16 protein-coding genes and 1 pseudogene are annotated in these 17,742 nt (G+C 62.6%); 15 read left to right on the top strand and 2 right to left on the bottom strand.

Annotation, left to right across the window (positions count from 1 at the left end; genetic code table 11):
* The first annotated feature begins 178 nt into the window (after nt 1-178).
* From ACIU1A_RS18665 to ACIU1A_RS18645, 5 genes and pseudogenes are all read left to right on the top strand, one after another.
* Nucleotides 179-973, top strand: coding sequence for a transporter substrate-binding domain-containing protein (locus ACIU1A_RS18665; RefSeq protein WP_404924931.1), 795 nt, complete (start codon nt 179-181; stop codon nt 971-973).
* 88 nt (nt 974-1,061) lie between these two features.
* Nucleotides 1,062-1,775: an ABC transporter permease gene (locus tag ACIU1A_RS18660; RefSeq protein ID WP_404924930.1), complete on the top strand. Its 714-nt coding sequence runs from the start codon at nt 1,062-1,064 to the stop codon at nt 1,773-1,775.
* Nucleotides 1,765-2,454 carry an ABC transporter permease subunit gene (locus ACIU1A_RS18655; protein WP_404924929.1) on the top strand — a complete coding sequence of 230 codons (690 nt, stop codon included), beginning with the start codon at nt 1,765-1,767 and terminating at the stop codon, nt 2,452-2,454. Before ACIU1A_RS18660 ends, ACIU1A_RS18655 begins: the two co-directional genes overlap by 11 nt.
* 34 nt (nt 2,455-2,488) lie before the next feature.
* Nucleotides 2,489-3,268: an amino acid ABC transporter ATP-binding protein gene (locus ACIU1A_RS18650; protein WP_404924928.1), complete on the top strand. Its 780-nt coding sequence runs from the start codon at nt 2,489-2,491 to the stop codon at nt 3,266-3,268.
* Between the two features lie 94 nt (nt 3,269-3,362).
* Nucleotides 3,363-4,333, top strand: a pseudogene (locus ACIU1A_RS18645) (IS3 family transposase); the annotation flags it as partial.
* A gap of 1,108 nt (nt 4,334-5,441) precedes the next feature.
* Here the strand turns inward: ACIU1A_RS18645 and ACIU1A_RS18640 are convergent.
* Nucleotides 5,442-6,620, bottom strand: a complete 1,179-nt coding sequence (locus ACIU1A_RS18640) for an acetyl-CoA C-acetyltransferase (protein WP_404924927.1) — start codon at nt 6,618-6,620, stop codon at nt 5,442-5,444.
* Between the two features lie 132 nt (nt 6,621-6,752).
* On the opposite strand from ACIU1A_RS18640, the gene ACIU1A_RS18635 reads away from it, so the two are divergent.
* The 5 genes from ACIU1A_RS18635 to ACIU1A_RS18615 are packed head-to-tail and all read left to right on the top strand — an operon-like array spanning nt 6,753 to nt 11,977.
* On the top strand, nt 6,753-8,699 hold the full coding sequence (locus ACIU1A_RS18635) for an acetoacetate--CoA ligase (protein ID WP_404924926.1): 1,947 nt from the start codon (nt 6,753-6,755) through the stop codon (nt 8,697-8,699).
* Entirely contained in the window at nt 8,696-9,847 is a 1,152-nt protein-coding gene (locus tag ACIU1A_RS18630; RefSeq protein ID WP_404924925.1) for a thiolase family protein, read from the top strand. The genes ACIU1A_RS18635 and ACIU1A_RS18630 overlap by 4 nt, the downstream gene beginning before the upstream one ends.
* Nucleotides 9,847-10,287 carry a Zn-ribbon domain-containing OB-fold protein gene (locus tag ACIU1A_RS18625; protein ID WP_404924924.1) on the top strand — a complete coding sequence of 147 codons (441 nt, stop codon included), beginning with the start codon at nt 9,847-9,849 and terminating at the stop codon, nt 10,285-10,287. Before ACIU1A_RS18630 ends, ACIU1A_RS18625 begins: the two co-directional genes overlap by 1 nt.
* A complete protein-coding gene (locus ACIU1A_RS18620) occupies nt 10,284-10,736 on the top strand; it encodes a MaoC family dehydratase (RefSeq protein WP_404924923.1) in 453 nt (150 codons plus the stop codon). Before ACIU1A_RS18625 ends, ACIU1A_RS18620 begins: the two co-directional genes overlap by 4 nt.
* A 5-nt stretch (nt 10,737-10,741) precedes the next feature.
* Nucleotides 10,742-11,977, top strand: coding sequence for a nitrate/nitrite transporter (locus tag ACIU1A_RS18615; RefSeq protein ID WP_404924922.1), 1,236 nt, complete (start codon nt 10,742-10,744; stop codon nt 11,975-11,977).
* A 49-nt stretch (nt 11,978-12,026) separates the two neighbouring features.
* On the opposite strand, the gene ACIU1A_RS18610 is transcribed toward ACIU1A_RS18615, so the two are convergent.
* A complete protein-coding gene (locus tag ACIU1A_RS18610) occupies nt 12,027-13,232 on the bottom strand; it encodes a reverse transcriptase domain-containing protein (RefSeq protein ID WP_404924921.1) in 1,206 nt (401 codons plus the stop codon).
* Between the two features lie 677 nt (nt 13,233-13,909).
* Between ACIU1A_RS18610 and ACIU1A_RS18605 the strand changes: the two genes are divergently transcribed.
* From ACIU1A_RS18605 to ACIU1A_RS18585, 5 genes are all read left to right on the top strand, one after another.
* Nucleotides 13,910-14,098, top strand: a complete 189-nt coding sequence (locus ACIU1A_RS18605; RefSeq protein ID WP_404924920.1) for a hypothetical protein — start codon at nt 13,910-13,912, stop codon at nt 14,096-14,098.
* A gap of 71 nt (nt 14,099-14,169) precedes the next feature.
* A complete protein-coding gene (locus ACIU1A_RS18600; protein ID WP_056577120.1) occupies nt 14,170-15,006 on the top strand; it encodes a GntR family transcriptional regulator in 837 nt (278 codons plus the stop codon).
* Nucleotides 15,007-15,205: 199 nt separating this feature from the next.
* Nucleotides 15,206-15,982 carry an SDR family NAD(P)-dependent oxidoreductase gene (locus tag ACIU1A_RS18595; protein ID WP_404924919.1) on the top strand — a complete coding sequence of 259 codons (777 nt, stop codon included), beginning with the start codon at nt 15,206-15,208 and terminating at the stop codon, nt 15,980-15,982.
* 27 nt (nt 15,983-16,009) lie between these two features.
* A complete protein-coding gene (locus ACIU1A_RS18590) occupies nt 16,010-16,669 on the top strand; it encodes an L-fuculose-phosphate aldolase (protein ID WP_404924918.1) in 660 nt (219 codons plus the stop codon).
* 62 nt (nt 16,670-16,731) lie between these two features.
* Complete coding sequence (locus ACIU1A_RS18585) at nt 16,732-17,733, top strand: sugar ABC transporter substrate-binding protein (RefSeq protein ID WP_404924917.1); 1,002 nt, start codon at nt 16,732-16,734, stop codon at nt 17,731-17,733.
* Nucleotides 17,734-17,742 lie beyond the last annotated feature (9 nt).

Genomic DNA, 17,742 nt, shown 5'->3' with positions numbered 1-17,742 from the left:
CCCTGCGCCCAGATCGGACTGAAAAGTTCGGTGAAATCGGGGAAGGAAATGGCTCGGTGCCGGTCGCGACAGTCGAGGCCGACCACTCGGAAGCCGGCGGGGGAACAAATAATTTAGCCGGCAAATATGCCCTGATCCATCGAGATGGTCGCGATTGTTATTCACTGGAGGAGACGACATGAAGCGTAAATTGAACTGGCTGGGCGGCCTCATCGCAACCGCCTTCCTTATCGGCGGCATGCTGCCGGCCAATGCGGAGAAATTGGTTCTGGGCAACGAGGGCAGTTACCCTCCATTCAGCATGGTTTCCGCGGACGGCACCCTTACCGGTTTTGAGCCCGGACTGGCGCGCGAGATGTGCAAGCGCATGAACGCCGAGTGCGAAATCGTGGTGATGGATTTCAAGGCTCTCATCCCGGCGCTGCTTCAAAACAAGCTCGACGCGGTCGCGACACAGACCAAGCCGCTTCCGGAACGGAAAGCCAAGGTTCTTTTCGGCCGACCGATCCTCTTCAACCCCGATTCCTACGTCATTCCGAAAGACAAGGACTACACCTTCACCAAGGAAGGCCTGAAGGGTGTTCGCATCGGTCTGCAACGCAGTTCGGCACAGGCGAAATACATTACGGAAAAATTCGGCGACGTGGTCGAAATCGTCTCCTACGACAACCCCGACCAGATCCGTCTCGACCTGGCCAGCGGTCGCCTCGACATGAGCCTTGGACCTAAGATCAGTTGGACGAACGAATTTCTTTCCAAGCCGGCGGGCAAGGACTGGAAATTTGCCGGCGGCGACCTGTGGACCGGCGGCGGCGAGCAGGGTTCGAGCTGGATCGCCCGCAAGGACAGTGGCGAACTGGTCGATCGCATGAACAAGGCGCTCGACAGCATCATCGCCGATTGCACCTTCACCAAGCTGCGCAAGCAGTTCATGGATGTAGCGCTTCTGCCTGAAGAGGCCGCCTGCAAATAAGTCTAGCGGGCCGCGGCGCTCGATGCCGCGGCCTTTCCTGGTGTTTTGAACGGCGAATGGGTTTCCATCGCTCGGGAGTGTGCTTGTCATGCCCTTGCTGGGGTTCGTCGAACAGCTTGGCCTCGGGGCCCTGATTACCATCCAGGTAGCCGTCCTGTCCTACCTGCTGGCGCTTCTCGTCGGCACGCTGTTTGCGCTCGCCACGGTCCGGCGCAAGCCCGTCATGAATGTCTTCTGGCAGGTCTATGCCTCGATCTTTACCGGGGTGCCATCGCTGCTCGTTGCCTTTCTTTTCTACTATGCAGGCTCCGGCATGATCGCCAGCCTGTTTTCGCTGGTCGGCATGCGAGTGACGATCGAGGTCAACCCATTCGCGGCCGCCGTGGTGGCGCTCGGCCTCGTCTATGGTGCCTATATCGCCGACATCGTCAGGAGCGCCATCCACAACGTACCGGCCGGCCAGTTCGAAGCGGCCAATGTGCTGCTCATCCCGCGCCCGGCGGCATGGTTTTTCGTCATCCTGCCGCAGGTGCTGCGGTTCGCCCTGCCAGCGCTGACCAACATGTGGATCGTGGTACTCAAGGATACCGCGCTGATTTCGCTGATCGGCCTGAAGGAAATCATGACCTATGCGCGTCTCGCCTCGGGCGTCACCAAGGAGCCGTTCATCTACTATATACTCGCGGCTGCGTTCTTCCTGCTGATGACGGGGCTGACCTACTTGGTGTCGCAACGGGTCGAGGGCTGGACGGAACGTGGATCACGCCGCGCCACTGCCAAGGGGGTCGCCCGTGCACTATGACATCGCGCTCGCGTGGCAAAGCCTGCCGACGCTTCTCTCCGGAACGGTCACTACTCTCGTCGTGCTGCTGCCGGTCCTCATCCTTGGTCTTGCGAGTTCCATCCCGGTCGCGCTTGCCCGCCTGGAGCGGGGTCCCGGCTCGCTATTGGCGGCAACCTACATCGTCTTTTTTCGCGGCGTGCCGAGCATTGTCCTGCTCTATCTCATCTATAGCGGCCTCCCGCAATTTCCCGTCATCCGCAACACCTCGCTTTGGGTGCTGTTTTCCAATGCCTATTTTTGCGCATGGGTCGGGCTGACGCTTACTCATTCGGGCTACATGGCCGAAATCGTCAGGGGCGGGCTGGCGGCCGTGCCTGCCGGCACCATCGAGGCAGCGCAGGCGCTCGGCCTCGGGCGCATGCATATCCTGTTCAAGCTGCGCCTGCCGATGGCGGCGCGCTATGCCCTGCGCGCCTATCAGAACGAACTGTTGATAATGGTGAAGAGTACGTCGGCCGTCAGCGCGATCACGCTCGTCGACCTGACCGCGGCGGCAAATACCGTGTTCGACTATACCTACGACCCGTTCACGCCGCTGGTCACCGCCGCCGGCATCTACTGGGTCATCATCAATGCCATGCGCTACGCGTTCAACGTCGCCGACAGCCGCCTGAACCGGCATCTCGCGCTGAAATGACGATGCTCTGGATAGTGCCCACAAGGATGAAACCATGCCAGCCAATCCAGAGACGCCATCCGCCTCAGCATCGCGACCCGACTCGCAGATGGCGATTTCGGTGCGTGGCCTGAACAAGTTCTACGGCGCCTTCCATGCCTTGAAAAACATCGACATGGACGTGGCAAACGGCGAGATCGTCATCGTGTGCGGTCCCTCCGGTTCGGGCAAATCGAGCCTCATCCGCTGCATCAACCACCTCGAACAGCACAATGCCGGCACCATCCACGTCAACGGAACGGAACTCGTGGCCAGGCCGGCCAGCGTCATCAAGGTGCGCCGCGATCTCGGCATGGTATTCCAGAACTTCAACCTGTTCCCGCACATGACGGTGCTGGCGAACTGCATCTTTGCTTTGCGGCTGGCCCTGCACATGCCGCAGGCGGAGTCCGAAAAGGTCGCGCGCGACCATCTCGAGCAGGTCAACGTCCTCGACCAGGCGGGAAAGTATCCGGGCGAACTGTCCGGCGGGCAGCAGCAGCGTGTGGCGATTGCCCGCGCGCTGTGCCTGCAGCCCCGGATCATGCTGTTCGATGAACCCACCTCGGCACTCGATCCGGAATCGGTGGGGTCGGTGCTGCGCATCATGGAGAAGCTGGCCGCATCCGGCATTACCATGGTGTGCGTGACGCACGAAATCGGCTTCGCGCGCCGGGTCGCCCACCGCTGCGTCTTCATGGAACGCGGCGAAATCGTGGAAGACGCGCCGACCGCCCAATTCTTCGGCAAGCCGAACAACCTGCGCCTCAAAGCATTCCTGGATCAGGTCCTCTAAAGCGTGTCGCGATTAATTGGCCTCACATTGACCTGCCACTGAGTTTTTCCTCCATCTGAGATTAGAGTCCGGCCCTTGATCGCAGGACGGACAGATGAAGCGGAAGCGGTTCACGGAAGACCAGATCATTGCGGTTCTGCGCGAGCACGAGGCGGTGAGAAGGTAGGCGATCTTGTCTGCAAACAAGGGATCAGCGAGGCGACGCTGTATAACTGGAAGGCGAAGTATGGTGGGATGGACGTGTCCGACTTGGAGGCGAGAACGCCAAGCTGAAGAAGCTGCTGGCCGACCAGATGCTGGAAGCGGCGGCGCTGAAGGAGCTTCTGTCAAGAAATTGTAAGGCCCGCCGCCAAGCGAAGCCGTCGCGCATCTGCAGGCCGCCATGGGCCTGTCGGAACGGCGGGCCTGTTCCATCGTCGGCGCCGATCGGAAGATGATCCGCTACCGGTCTGTCGCCCACCGGAGACGGAGCTGCGCGGAAGGCTGCGCGAGCTTGCCAATGAGCGAACGCGCTTCGGCTATCGGCGGCTGTTCATCTTGCTCAGGCGCGAGGGCGAGGCATCTGGGGTCAACCGCATCTACCGGCTCTACCGCGAGGAGAGCCTGACGGTGCGCAAGCGTCGGGCAAGACGGCGAGCGGTCGGCACGCGGGCGCCGATCCTGGTCGAGGCAAAGCCGAACGCGCGCTGGTCGGTGGATTTCGTCCATGACCAGTTCGCCAGCGGGCGGCGCTTCCGCGTGCTCAACATCGTCGACGACGTGACGCGCGAATGCCTGGCGGCGATCCCCGACACATCGATCTCCGGCCGCCGCGTCGCTCGCGAACTGACCGATCTGGTCGGCCGACGCGGCAAGCCGGACATGATCGTCTCCGACCACGGCACGGAGTTCACCTCGAACGCCATCCTCGCCTGGTAGAAGGGTCATCGCGTCGAGTGGCACTACATCGCGCCGGGAAAGCCGATGCAAAACGGCTATGTCGAGAGCTTCAACGGCCGGATGCCTGACGAGCTCCTGAACGAGAGCCTGTTTTTCGGCCTCGAGCACGCCCGAAGCACCATCGCTGAATCCGGCCGCGTCCAGGACGGTCTGAACTTCCTGCGGCGAGCGGTGGATCTGGACGACAATCCGCTTTATGACGAGCCATGGGGGTGGATGCAGCCGACGCGACATGCGCTTGGAGCATTGCTGATGGATGCCGAACGACAATGCCGAAGCTGAGGCTGTCTATCGCGCCGACCTTGGCCTTGATGCGACGTTGCCGCGGCCTTGCCAACACCCACGCAACGTCTGGAGCCTTCACGGCCTGCTTGAATGCCTTAGCCGACGTGGTGACGCGGTAGAAGTCGGCCAGGTCCGACAGCAGTTGGAATAGGCGCTGGCGCTTGTGGAGGTGCCGATCATGGCATCATGTGCCTGTCGCGGCGTACCGCGATAAGTGGCAAGGATCTGCTCGCCACGTCGCAGCGTCCCCAGCGCCAAGAGCCAACATCGAATCTCGCACGCGTCCATTGCGCGCGAAGCCGCCCGTCCCTTTGCTACAGGCAAAGATGCCCTGCACAAAGTACTTGTCGAACCGTGGCAGTGCTGGTCCGCGATCTCGCGCATCCGCAGGGCAGACGCTGCTCCAGTGCTCCCATGCTGGTGAAAGCTCTGCCTCGTCAATCACACCTTCACTGAGAACCCCCTCAGGGCCTCCGTCCTCCATATGCATGCAACCCGTCTCAACCTCCGCTCAAAGGGGCGTCTTCCGAATGGCAGCTATCCGCCGAGTTCGACCGGACAGCGGACAGACCGGTTCCGGCCCCATTTCGGTCATCACTACCAGGAGTTCCTGGCGATCCGCAGCTACATTGGCGATATCTCGAAGCCGTAACTAGTCGCGTTCGTCGTCCTTAGGTCCGCCAGACTATACGAGAGAATACGAAGCAAACGGCTTGGCGAACCATCCGCTAACGTTTCCGTAGGAAACGGCGACCCTCAGCGACTGACACAATCGTTATCCGTCAAAAGCTTACGAAGCCGTTCGCCAAAGTCGATTCAAGGAGCTGGTCCAGCGACTCGTCGATCGCATTTAACTTCTACGGAACGGCAGTTTCGTGCCTCGATTTTGCTCGTAGAGCCGGGCCCGTTGTGAAAGGCACGTCGGATAACAACTGCTGAGAGTCTCGGATCACCGCTCTAGGCAGATTGCCACCCCCTGGCCGCCGCCGATGCAAAGAGAGGCGAGGCCCTTGCTTGCCTTGCGCCTGATCATCTCGTGGAGCAGTGTCACCACGATGCGGCAGCCGGATCCGGCAAGCGGGTGGCCGAGTGCGATGGCGCCGCCGCTCATGTTGATGATCTCCTCGTTCCAGCCCATCTCGCGGTTAACCGCGATGGCCTGTGCGGCGAAGGCTTCGTTTATCTCCATGACGTCGAGCTCGGATGGCTGCCAGCCGGCCTTCTCCAGAGCAAGGCGTGAGGCCGCGACAGGCCCCAGCCCCATATCCATTGGCTCGACACCCGCCGAACCATAGGACGCGATGCGGGCGAGGGGCTTTAGCCCGAGCTCGTTCATGCGCGTCTCCGACATCACCAGCACGGCGGCAGCACCATCGTTGAGACCGGAGGAGTTGCCAGCCGTGATTGTCCCCTCTCGCTCGAAGACCGGCCTCAGCCGGCCAAGTCCTATGAGGGTGGTCGAGGGGTTTGGATGCTCGTCACGGTCGACGACGACATCGCCTTGCCTGGCCTTTGTCGAGACAGGGACGATCTCATCGTCGAACCTTCCGGAGCGGATGGCGGCATCCGCTTTCTCCTGCGAGCGTAGCGCGAAGCGGTCCTGCTCATCACGCGTGATCTGGTAGCGCCGCGCCAGCCAGTCGACCGTGACGCCCATATGGACCTGATGGAAGGCGTCCCACAGCCCGTCGGTGACCATCGAATCCTTGACGATCCGGTCGCCCATGCGCACGCCGCCGCGAATGCCTGAAAGGAAATGCGGCGCCAATGTCATCGAGTCCTGCCCGCCGGCGATCACGCAATCGGCGTCGCCGCACCGAATCGCCTGCGCGGCAAGATGGATCGACTTCTGGCCGGCGCCGCACACCTTGTTGACCGTCATTGCCGGCACGCTGACCGGCAGGCCGGCCTTGAGCGATGCCTGCCTTGCCGGGTTCTGACCGGCACCGCCGGTTAGAACTTGGCCCATGATCACCTCGCTGACGGTATCAGGCGCAAGCCCGGTTTCGGCAAGCATCGCCCGAATGAGCTGCCCGCCCAGTTCCGCCGCCGAGAGGCTGGCTAGCGCGCCGTTCAGCTTGCCGATCGGCGTGCGTTTGGCCGCCACGATATACACCGCATCCTGCATTTCCTGTCCTCCACCCTTGCGGCAAAGAGGGTTGTGCTCGCCGCTTGACATTCTGGTTATAACCAATAATCTGAAAGCAGCATGCAGACAAGATGACGGCTTCGCGCCGGCCTGCATTCCGGGAGGAAATACATGTCATCCGTGCTTTGGACGCCGGCGCCAGCCGCGTTCGAATCGTCCAACCTTGCGCGCTTTTGCCTGACCAACGGCTACGACCCGCGCGACTACGAAACGCTGCATCGCTGGTCGGTCAGTGACCCCGGCGCGTTCTGGCGGGCGGTGTGGGACTTTTGCTGCGTGATCGGTGACCCCGGCGCGATCTCTTTCCTGCGCGACGATCAGGCGCCGATGACGCACAGCCGGTTCTTCCCCGACGCATCGCTCAATCTCGCGGAAAACCTGCTGCGCGGCGAGGAGGGCAGGGCAGTGGTCATCGAGGCCGACGAGAGCGGCCATTTCCGCACCTTCACCCGTGGCGAACTGCGCCGGCTCGTCGCACGAACAGCGCAAGGCCTGCGCGCGTCCGGCGTAGCGAGAAGCGACAGCGTGGGTGGTATCCTGCCCAACCGTGTCGAAGGTCTCGTGGCGCTTTTGGCGACGCTGTCGATCGGTGCCGTCTGGTCGTCCTGCTCGCCCGATTTCGGCGCCTCGGCGATCGTCGATCGCCTCGGCCAGATTGGCGTCAAGGTGCTGTTCGCAGCATCGCGCTACCGCTATGCGGGCAAGGAGCACGACATCGCCGACCGGCTGGCCGAGATTGTCGCGGCGATGCCGACTGTGACCACGCTGGTGCTGACCGGGGAGCCGGGCGCGAAGCCGAACTGCGCGGCGGCCTGTCTCGCCTTCGACGATTTCGGTCGCGACGGCGCACTGGCCTTCGAACGCGTGCCTTTCGATCATCCGGCCTATGTGCTCTACACTTCGGGCACTACGGGTGCGCCAAAGGCAATCGTCCACCGCACCGGCGGCGTGCTGCTCCAGCATCTGAAGGAGCATCTGCTGCATGGCGACGTCCGTCCGGGCGACGTGATGAGCTGGTACACCAACACCGCCTGGATGATGTATCACTGGCTGATCTCGGGCCTCGCCTGCGGCGCGGCTGTTGTGCTCTATGACGGCACGCCGATCCTGAAGACCGCTGATGGCCTCGACCCCAGTCCGCTCTGGACAATGGCGCAGCGTGCACGCGTCACCCATTTCGGCACCAGCCCGAAATATCTGGCCACGCTGGCCGCCGAAGGCTACGCGCCCGGACGCTTGCATGACTTGTCCTCACTGCGCTCCCTGCTCTCGGCCGGTGCGCCGGTCTCTCCCAACCAGTTCGACTGGGTCTACGAGCATGTGAAGCAGGACATGATCTTTGCCTCGATCTCGGGCGGCACCGAAATCATCGGCTGTTTCCTGCTCGGGTCGCCGACCCACGCCGTTCGCCGTGGCGAACTGACCGTCAAAGGGCTGGGCCTCGCGGTGTCGGTGATGGACGAGCGCAACGCGCCGGTCATCGGCCGGCAGGGCGACCTGGTCTGCACCGAACCGTTTCCATCCATGCCGCTGACATTCTGTGGCGACGACGGCGATGAACGCTACCACGCCACCTATTTCGCGGCGCGCCGGGAAATCTGGACGCATGGCGATGTCGCCGAGATGACCGCTTATGGCTCGGGGATCATCCATGGCCGATCGGACACCACGCTGAAGCCCGGCGGCGTGCGCATCGGCACGGCCGAAATCTACGCCGTCTGCGAAAGCTTTGCCGAGATCGAGGATTGCCTCGTGTTCGGCGCGCCGGTCGAAGGCGACGAGGAGATCGTGCTTTGCGTCAAGCTAAACGATGGTTTTGGCCTCACGCCTGAGTTCGCCGCGCAGATCCGCCGCGCGATCCGTGAGGGCGCATCGCCGCGTCATGTGCCGCATCGCATCTATGCGGTGCGGGCCGTGCCCTACACGCTCAACGGCAAGAGGGTCGAAGGGGCCGCTCGCACCACGCTTGAAGGCAAGCCGGTGAAAAACATGGCTTCGCTCGCCAATCCCGCATGCCTCGAGGAATACCGCGCGCTCGACAGGAGCAAGGCGGCATGAGTCGAGCCAAGGGAGCGATCGTCGGCATCGGCGAATTGAAGCCGCAGCGGCTGACCAGCGGCGTGACGACGCTGGAGATGATCGCCGAGGTCTCGCGCCTTGCAGTGTTCGACGCCGGGCTGGAACCGTGTGATATCGATGGGCTGCTGGTCGGGCCGCAGGTCGGCGAGACGCCGCAACATGTTCCGGCGACCATCGCCGAATATCTCGGGCTGGCGCCGACCATGGCCAATGTCGTCGACCTCGGTGGCGCGTCCGGCGCCGGCATGGTCTGGCGGGCGGCGGCGGCAATCGAGGCCGGCATGTGCGAGGCGGTGCTGTGCGTGCTCGCCAACAATCGCGAGGAGGCAGCACCCCGCTCGCCCAACCGCAACCCGATCCGCGAGTTCGACGTGCCGTTCGGCGCTTCGGGCGCCAACATCTCCTACGCGCTGCTGATGCAGGCGCATAGGGCGGAGCATGGCTCGACCGCCAGGGATTTCGCGCTGATTGCCGCGGCGGCACGGGCCAACGCACAGCTCAACCCCGACGCGATCTTCTTCGGCAAGCCGGCGGATGTGGAGATGGTGCTGGCCTCGCCGATGATCGCTTCGCCGCTGCATCTCTATGAAATCGTCATGCCAGTCGCCGGCGGCGAGGCAGTTGTCGTCACCTCGGCCGAACGCGCGCGTTCGCTGCGCAAGCGTCCCGTGCATTTGCTGGGGGCCGGCGAGAAGGTCACGCATCGCGCGGTCAGCCAGGCGCCCTGCCTCACCTCCGGTCCGCTGAAGAGTGCCATGGCGCGGGCCTTCGCGCAGTCCGGCACCAGGGCCGATGACATGGACCTCCTGTCGCTCTACGACTGCTACACGATCATGGTCGCCACGACGATCGAGGACGCCGGTCTCTGTGCGCCGGGCCAGTTTGGCGCGTGGCTGCGCGACCACGATCTTTCGCACCAAGGCGACAAGCCGCTCAACACGCATGGCGGCCAGCTCGGCTTCGGCCAGCCCGACCTTGCCGGCGGCATGGCGCATGTCGTCGAGGCGGTGCGTCAACTGCGCGGCGAGGCGGGCGAACGCCAGATCGGCAAGGCCGAGCTCGCGCTGGTCACCGGCAATGGCGCGACGATGAGCGAGGCGACCGCGCTCGTGCTGGGAGCCGCCTGATGTCCGTCGATCTCAGTGCACTGAAGACCCCCGGTCCGACGATCACCACGCTGACCCAGCCGTTCTGGGATGCGGCGGCGCAAGGGCAGCTTAAAATCCAGCACTGCGAGGACTGCAACCAGGCCGTGTTCTATCCGCGCCCGATGTGCCCGCATTGCTGGGGCAAGCGCCTGGTCTGGAAAGAGGCGTCGGGCAAGGGCCGACTGAAATCCTTTTCGCAAGTGGACAAGCCGGGCCATCCCGGCTGGCTGCCGGCCGCTCCCTATGTGGTCGGGCTGGTCGAATTGGCCGAAGGCCCGACCATGCTGAGCTTCATCCTGACCGGCGCGCAGCCACCGCACGTCGGAGACGCGCTGCTGCTCGCACCGACAGCCATCGGCGGTCGCGTCCTGCCAGCCTTCAAATCAGTGGAAACCGCAACAGAGGAGAAGCCGCAATGAGCACCGAGACGAAAGATGGCTGGGTAGGTGTGGTCAAGGGTCGTCCGGAAGTCGGCGCCTTTGCCGAGCGCACGCGCCGCACGCGCGCCAGCGACATCGAAGCCTTCACCGATATGACCGGCGACCGCAACCCGCTGCACTATGACCGCGCGCTGGCGGAGAAGTCGGTGTTCGGCAAATTGATTGTCCAGGGCGGCGTCACCTCCGGAATCCTCAATGCGCTGGTCGCCGAAGACCTGCCGGGACCAGGGACCGTGTTCCTCGAAGTCGCCTGGAAGTTCGTCAAGGCGGTCGGTGTTGACGAGGAGATCACCGGACGCGTCGAGGTCAAAGAGGTGCGCCCCGACAAGCCGATCTGCAAGATCGAGACATCCGTGCGCAACGGCCAAGGCGAGCTTTGTCTCACCGGCACGGCCACGGTGTTCACCGTTCCGCTGCAAGGCGCGTGAGTGCGGTGGACGACAGCCGTCCTGGCGTGGCGGCCGACAGCGAACGCTGGCGTGTGCTGTCGCTGCTTTGTCTGGCTGTCGTTCTGTCGCTGACCACCTGGTTTTCGGCAACCGCCATCCTGCCGGAGTTGAAGCAGGAGCTTGCGCTCACTGCCGGCGCCGAGGCGTGGCTGACCAACGGCGTCCAGCTCGGCTTCGTGATCGGCGCGCTGGCGGCGAGCCTGGTCAACCTTCCCGACCTGGTGCGACTCAGCCGCCTTATGGCCGCCGCAGCTCTTGTTGCCGCGCTCGCCAATGCCAGCCTGCTGTTTCATGCCGACCCGGGCGGTGCCATCGCCGCGCGCATCGTCACCGGCGCAGCACTTGCCGGGGTCTATCCGCCGGCGTTGAAGCTGGTTGCAACCTGGTTCACGCGCGATAGGGGGCTGGCGCTCGGCGCGGTCATTGGCGCGCTGACCATTGGTTCGGCACTGCCGCATCTATTCCGCGCCGCCTCGAGCGCGCTCGACTGGCGGCCGGTGGTCGTCGCCGCCAGCCTGGCGACGGCGATCGGCGCGCTGCTGTTCCTGCAGTTCGCCAGGGAAGGGCCTTATCCCTTCGGCAAGGCGGTGTTCGAGCCGTCGCGCATCGGCCAAGTGTTTCGCGAAAAGCCGCTGCTGCTCGCCAATCTCGGCTATCTCGGACACATGTGGGAACTCTATGCCATGTGGGCGTGGCTGCTTGCTTATACGCGTGCCACTTTCGAGGCGCAGGCCGTTGGAACGGCGGCAGCCGCGTCGCTGTCGACCTTTTTCGTCGTCGCGTCCGGCATCCTCGGCTGCCTGCTCGGAGGCTATCTCTCGGACCGCATCGGCCGTACGACGACCACAGCCGGCATGATGATCGTCTCGGGAAGCTGCGCACTGCTCATGGGCTTCCTGTTCACCGGGCCGCTCTGGCTGTTCATGCTGGTTGCCATCGTCTGGGGCATTTCGGTGGTCGGCGATTCCGCGCAGTTTTCAGCTGCCGTCACCGAGCTTGCCGACCGCCGCTTCGTCGGCACGGCGCTGTCCGTGCAACTCGGCGCCGGTTTCGCGCTGACGGTGCTGGCCATCTGGTTGACGCCGCGCTTCGCCGACCTTATCGGCGGCTGGCGCTGGGCCTTCCTGCTGCTCGTTCCGGGACCGATCTTGGGGGCGATTGCCATGCTTATCCTGCGGCGATTACCCGTCGCTTCGAAGATGGCAGGCGGGCGGAGGTAATGCACCGGGCCGATAAAGAGCCTCTGTCAGTTCGACTGGGGTAAAGGGGTCAATCTGATAAGAGTTGCACACCTAGTGCTCTACGTCTCTGAGCGGCCGTACGTTTTGCGATCTTCGACAAATAGAAGGAGCAGAAATCATTCAAACGGCGATCAATCTGCTTGTCGATAATATCAAAAATTTCAGGGCAATTCGAGGCCCGAAAAGAAGCACGCCAGCCTCGAACTGTATGGTCTATGACCACGTTTGTCTGGGCATAGCACCGATCCTTAGAACTCCAAGGTCGCCCCGCAACACCCTTGCTAATTGCGGCCTGACCATTCGCAATAAGAGATTGGATATGTGCCATCAAATTGTTGCATGCTGCATCCGAGGGCGGATAAACGCCCGGCAGCAATTTGTACCCTAAAAATGTGTGCGGTTCCCCCACAGCTCCGATGAAAGCTTTGCTTGGAGACTTGCTAGGATCGTAAATATCCATCTTCAGCTCTGCCAAAATAACTTTTGCAGCATCCATTGCCTTTTGCACTGCAGTCGGCGTCTTACCGATGACGATGAAATCGTCGATATAGCGAATGCAGGTAATGCCCCTCCCGTTCATTTGTCTATCAAATGCTTCGAGCACAATGTTACCTGCCACAGCCGAAAGCGGACATCCTTGCGCTACGCCGTCTTCCCCAGTCGGAAATAGCTTTCGGTCCGCCTCGCTCAATTTGTCTGCATTTGACAACTCAACGGTCAGAGCCTCTTCGACAAGTCGAACGAACTCCAATTCAACCGAAGCGGTTCTTAGGAACTCGATCACTATCAATCGCGGAATCTTCGTAAAGAAGCCGGATATATCTGACCCTGCAACGAAGCGGTCGCCGGCTTTTACCCGTTCATCGAACAATGCGATCGCATGGTTTACGCCCCGACCGCGAATGCCGCCGATGGACGTTGGTGTTTGAAGCACACGTTGGACGTCTGAGATTTCTGTTGCGCTCTGTAGAACATCCAGAATTGCGCGCTGAACAATGCGGTCCTCCAGGGGTGCTACTACGATTGGCCGCCTTCCAATTTTGCCGGCACCTTTCTGCGGCGTCGCGCCATAGGCCTCAGCGAAGCGATAGCCCAGGCGTAGCCGGTCCTGCAGCTTGCGAAGATTGGCCGGCAAGTTCTCGCCAAATTTTCGCGCCGATTGTTTTGTTTTTTCTTGTTGCGATGTTTCTGCATTTCGCCGGATGGCATGCCATGCCGCTACAAGAACGCTCATTGAACGAACGCGCTCACAAAGAGATTTGGATGCAAACCTAGCTGTGGGGCCTGCCGACAAAGTTGTTCCCCGGCTAGTTGCGTCCTTCAAGCGAAGCCCCTACGACCAATGACGACGAGGCATCGACCTGCACCGCGAAGCTAATAGCCGCGCGATGGTCCCCGCCTCTCGTCCCTGCACCCGATACGGGCCAAGCGAGAACTAGGCCAGTGACAAAACGGCCGCCGCCCTCCGGCTCAAAGCCGAAGTAATCGACACCGATATAACTCCGCGTCCGCGCATGCTAACTTCCCTTTCCAGCTTATCAGCTTTTTAGGCGCGTCAAGTCCTTGCGTGGCTACCCGCCCTGGCCGACACTTATGTTCGGAGACTGATCGGCAGGCCGCCAAAGACGGTACACCAGTCTCGCGCATGTCAGCCGGGGCGTGCGGGCGTCCTTCAAGCGAAGCCCCTACGACCAATGACGTCGAGGCATCGACCTGCACCGCGAAGCTAATAGCCGCGCGATGGTCCCCGCCTCTCGTCCCTGCACCCGATACGGGCCAAGCGAGAATCAGAGCCAAGTCAGCACATTGGTGCTACGCGATTCGGCCTGAGAACAAAAGGGGAATATCGGCTATTTCGCCGATGCTGATCTACAGCCCTGTGGATAGGCTGCAGCTGGCACGGCGCTGTCGGTGCAGCTCGGCGTTGGCTTCGCGCTGACGGTGCTGGCCATCTGGTTGACGCCGCGCTTCGCCGACCTTATCGGCGGCTGGCGCTGGGCCGTCCTGCTGCTCGTTCCCGGCCCGCTTCTCGGAGCCGTGGCCATGCTGTGGTTGCGAAACTTGCCGGAGAGCGTGAATATGGCTGGCGGCCTCCGTTAGGGAGGACGCTGCCGCTCCATGAGTCGCGGCAAATGATTTTGCGGCGGGACCGAATGGAACAAACGACCAGAATGCGTGGGCGTCCTCGCTACGACCAGGAAGATGCCGGAGCCGCCGAGGCGTTCCGCTCGATCGGCTCCAAGGTCGAGCTCAACCGCGACGAGGCGGCACCACTGTGGGTGCAATTGCGCAACCAGGTCGAGGAAGCCATCAACACCGGCCTGCTGGCGGCCAATTCGCGCATCCCTTCCGAGCAGGCGCTGTGCGACTTCTTCGGCGTCTCGCGTCCGGTCGTGCGCGCCGCGATCGGCTCGTTGTCCAGCGAAGGCCGCATCATCAAGATGCCGCGCAAGGGCATGTTCGTCGCCGCACCGCGCGAGCATGTCGACTTCATGACCGCCAATCTCGGCGTGTTCGACGATTTGACGGCGAAGGGCCACAAGGTCTCGACGCGCACGCTCGAAATCTACCGTTGCCCGCCGAACGAGAAGGAATCCAGCGTCTTCGGCATTCCCGCCAATGGCAGCGTGGTCCGCATCAGCCGCGTCTACATGACCGACGGCGCGCCGATCACCATGACGCGTATCAGCCTGCCGGGGCACCGGGTGCCCGGTCTCGAAAACATCCTGTCCGAAAACCAGTCGATTTTCGGCACCATCCGCGCGGTGTTCGGCCTGACGGTGAAGCGCGCCGATCGCTGGCTGCGCGCGGCGTTGCCCACCAAGGAAGAGGCCGAGCAGATGGGCGTCGCCGCCAACACGCCGCTGATCGAAATCGAGTCGATTGCTTATGACGCGGATGGTGCGGCGCTCGAATACTACGAGGCCTTCTACAACTCCTCCGTTGCCCGCATCCACATGGCGGTCGAGCAGCCGTCGGCGACGGTGAACGGTGTCGATCGCACCTGAATCTTATCAGTCGAAAAGATTCCGTTTTCTGGTTATAACCAGATTGACGGGCCCGGGAAGCTTCTGTAACGTCCTTATCATGGGTCGGGAGGAGCCTGACCCCTGCGGCATTATCAGGATCGATCGGCTTGCGACGCCGCCTTGGCGGCGAGGGGAAGATTTTGCCCACGCCCAAGTTTGATCCTGATGGAGGATTTGCATGGACTACCGGTCGCAATTCGACCTGACGGGCGAGGTTGCCGTCGTCACCGGCGGCGCCAGCGGCATCGGCCTGGAGGCCGCCAAGGCGCTCGGCACCTGCGGCGCGCGGATCGTCCTGCTCGACATGAATACGAGCGGCCTGGATGCAGCCGCTGAGGCGCTCAAGGAAGCCGGTGTCGCGAGCGTCGACGGCCGCGTGCTCGACGTCACCGATCCGCGCGCCGTCGAGGCGATGGCCGCCCGGATCGTCAGCGATTCCGGCCAGGTCGACATACTGGTCAACAGCGCAGGCATCGCTCGCCTCAACACCGCGCTCGACACATCGGACGAGGAATGGCGCCTGGTGATGGATGTCAACGTCAATGGTACCTATTGGGCCTCGCGCGCATTCGGCCGTTCCATGGTCGCCCGCAACAAGGGCTCGATTGTCAATCTGGGCTCCATGTCGGGTCTGATCATCAACCGTCCGCAGACCGCGCCGTCCTACATGGTGAGCAAGGGCGCGGTGCACATGATGACCAAGGCGCTCGCCGTCGAGTGGGCGAAATCGGGCGTTCGCGTCAATGCTTTAGCGCCGGGCTATGTCGGCACCGAGATGACGCTGAAAATGCGCGAGCGTCCCGAACTCTTCAACACCTGGATCGACATGACGCCGATGGGCAGGCTCGGCGAGCCGCAGGAGATCGCTTCGGCGATCCTGTTTCTCGCCTCGCCGGCGTCGAGCTACGTCACCGGCGCGATCCTGTCGATCGACGGCGGCTACACGGCCTGGTGACGGGCTGAGCAAGGATTGGAATATCGCATGACAGTTTCGGACCTAGAGGCACGTCAGGCAATCATCGACGCCTGCCTCAAGATGAATGCGCTGGGCATCAACCAGGGCACGTCAGGCAATGTCAGCCGGCGCCATGGCGAAGGCATGCTGATTTCACCGACCAGCACGCCTTACGAGACACTGGTGCCCGATGACATCGTCTTCATGGCGTGGGACGGCGAGGTCGACGGGCGCCTGCCGCCATCGAGCGAATGGCGTTTCCATCTCGACATCATGAAGGCGCGGTCCGAGGTCAACGCGGTCGTCCACGCGCATCCGACCTACTGCACCACCATTGCCATCATGGGCAGGAAGATACCGGCGATCCACTACATGGTCGCGGTCGCCGGCGGCAGCGACATTCGCTGCGCTCCTTACGCCACCTTCGGAACGGCAGAGCTCTCGGCGCTTGCGGTGGAGGCGCTGCGCGACCGCAAGGCCTGCCTGCTCGCACAGCACGGCATGATCGCGGTCGGTTCCAGCCTCAGCCAGGCGATGTGGCTGGCGGTCGAGGTGGAAACGCTGGCGCGCCAGTATCACGGCGCCCTGCAGATCGGCGAGCCGCCGATCCTGTCCGAGGAGGAGATCGAAAACGTCATCAAGCGCATGGCCAGCTATGGCCTGCGCGACAAGGAGGCTGCTGCCTGAGCGGCGGTCATCTGGCAGAATCCTTCGGGAAGGCCCGAAGCGATCAACAAGGGAGGAATGAAATGACCGGATCCATGAAAGGCCTCGTCAAGGCGCTCGCTGTGGGATTGGCGGCGGCTTGCAGCCTGGCCGCCATCTCGAGCGCGAATGCCGAGGAACTGTCGCTCAAGGGCAAGCGCATCGGCGTTTCTGCCATCGGCACCGATCACTATTGGGACCTGATGGCGTTCCGCGGCATCCAGGACCGCGTGAAGGAGCTGGGCGGCGAAGTCATCGCGCTCGATGCCGGCCGCAAAGACCAGCAGCAGATCGCGCAGCTGCAGACGCTGATCGCACAGAAGCCCGACGCCATCATCGAGCAGCTCGGCAACCTCGAAGTGCTGAACCCGTGGCTGCAGAAAATCCGCGACGCAGGCATCCCGCTGTTCACTGTCGACACCGCTACGCCACACGCCATCAACAACACCACCTCCAACAACTACAATATCGGCGCCGAGATCGCGCTGCAGATGGTCGCCGACATGGGCGGCAAGGGAAATGTGCTGGTCTTCAACGGCTTCTACAGCGTGCCGGTCTGCAAGATCCGCTACGACCAGCTGAAATATGTGCTGACCTCGTTCCCCGACGTGAAGATCGTCGAGCCGGAACTGCGCGACGTCATCCCCAACACCGTGCAGAGCGCCTATTCCAACGTGACGGACATGCTGACCAAGTCGCCCGAGAAGGGCTCGATCGGTGCGGTGTGGGCCTGCTGGGACGTGCCGCAGATCGGCGCCACCCAGGCGGTCGAGGCCGCCGGCCGCAACGAGGTCAGGACCTACGGCATCGACGGCAGCCCGGAAGTCATCAAGATGGTGATGGACCCGAAGTCGTCCGCCGGTGCCGTGGCAGCGCAGCAGCCCTACGAGATCGGCAAGACATCGGTCGACAACGCCGCCAGATATCTTGCCGGCCAGAAGGTAGCGCCCTTCACCTTCGTGCCCGCGGTGCTGATCAACAAGGAAAATGCCGCCGAAAAGGGAAAACCGTTCCTCGACGCGGCCGAGAAGGCTGGCGTTAAATAGGCTGAGCGT

The organism is Mesorhizobium maamorense, from assembly GCF_044998965.1.
Taxonomy (GTDB): domain Bacteria; phylum Pseudomonadota; class Alphaproteobacteria; order Rhizobiales; family Rhizobiaceae; genus Mesorhizobium.
Note: the sequence above shows the minus strand (reverse complement) of the source record. Positions and strands in the feature narration are given on the sequence as shown.

Coding starts and splice junctions, on each gene's coding strand:
- ACIU1A_RS18665 (WP_404924931.1), top strand. CDS start 179: ATGAAGCGTAAATTGAACTGGCTGGGCGGCCTCATCGCAACCGCCTTC.
- ACIU1A_RS18610 (WP_404924921.1), bottom strand. CDS start 13,232: ATGAGCGTTCTTGTAGCGGCATGGCATGCCATCCGGCGAAATGCAGAA.
- ACIU1A_RS18635 (WP_404924926.1), top strand. CDS start 6,753: ATGTCATCCGTGCTTTGGACGCCGGCGCCAGCCGCGTTCGAATCGTCC.
- ACIU1A_RS18625 (WP_404924924.1), top strand. CDS start 9,847: ATGTCCGTCGATCTCAGTGCACTGAAGACCCCCGGTCCGACGATCACC.
- ACIU1A_RS18590 (WP_404924918.1), top strand. CDS start 16,010: ATGACAGTTTCGGACCTAGAGGCACGTCAGGCAATCATCGACGCCTGC.
- ACIU1A_RS18600 (WP_056577120.1), top strand. CDS start 14,170: ATGCGTGGGCGTCCTCGCTACGACCAGGAAGATGCCGGAGCCGCCGAG.
- ACIU1A_RS18585 (WP_404924917.1), top strand. CDS start 16,732: ATGACCGGATCCATGAAAGGCCTCGTCAAGGCGCTCGCTGTGGGATTG.
- ACIU1A_RS18640 (WP_404924927.1), bottom strand. CDS start 6,620: ATGCAGGATGCGGTGTATATCGTGGCGGCCAAACGCACGCCGATCGGC.
- ACIU1A_RS18660 (WP_404924930.1), top strand. CDS start 1,062: ATGCCCTTGCTGGGGTTCGTCGAACAGCTTGGCCTCGGGGCCCTGATT.
- ACIU1A_RS18595 (WP_404924919.1), top strand. CDS start 15,206: ATGGACTACCGGTCGCAATTCGACCTGACGGGCGAGGTTGCCGTCGTC.
- ACIU1A_RS18630 (WP_404924925.1), top strand. CDS start 8,696: ATGAGTCGAGCCAAGGGAGCGATCGTCGGCATCGGCGAATTGAAGCCG.
- ACIU1A_RS18650 (WP_404924928.1), top strand. CDS start 2,489: ATGCCAGCCAATCCAGAGACGCCATCCGCCTCAGCATCGCGACCCGAC.
- ACIU1A_RS18620 (WP_404924923.1), top strand. CDS start 10,284: ATGAGCACCGAGACGAAAGATGGCTGGGTAGGTGTGGTCAAGGGTCGT.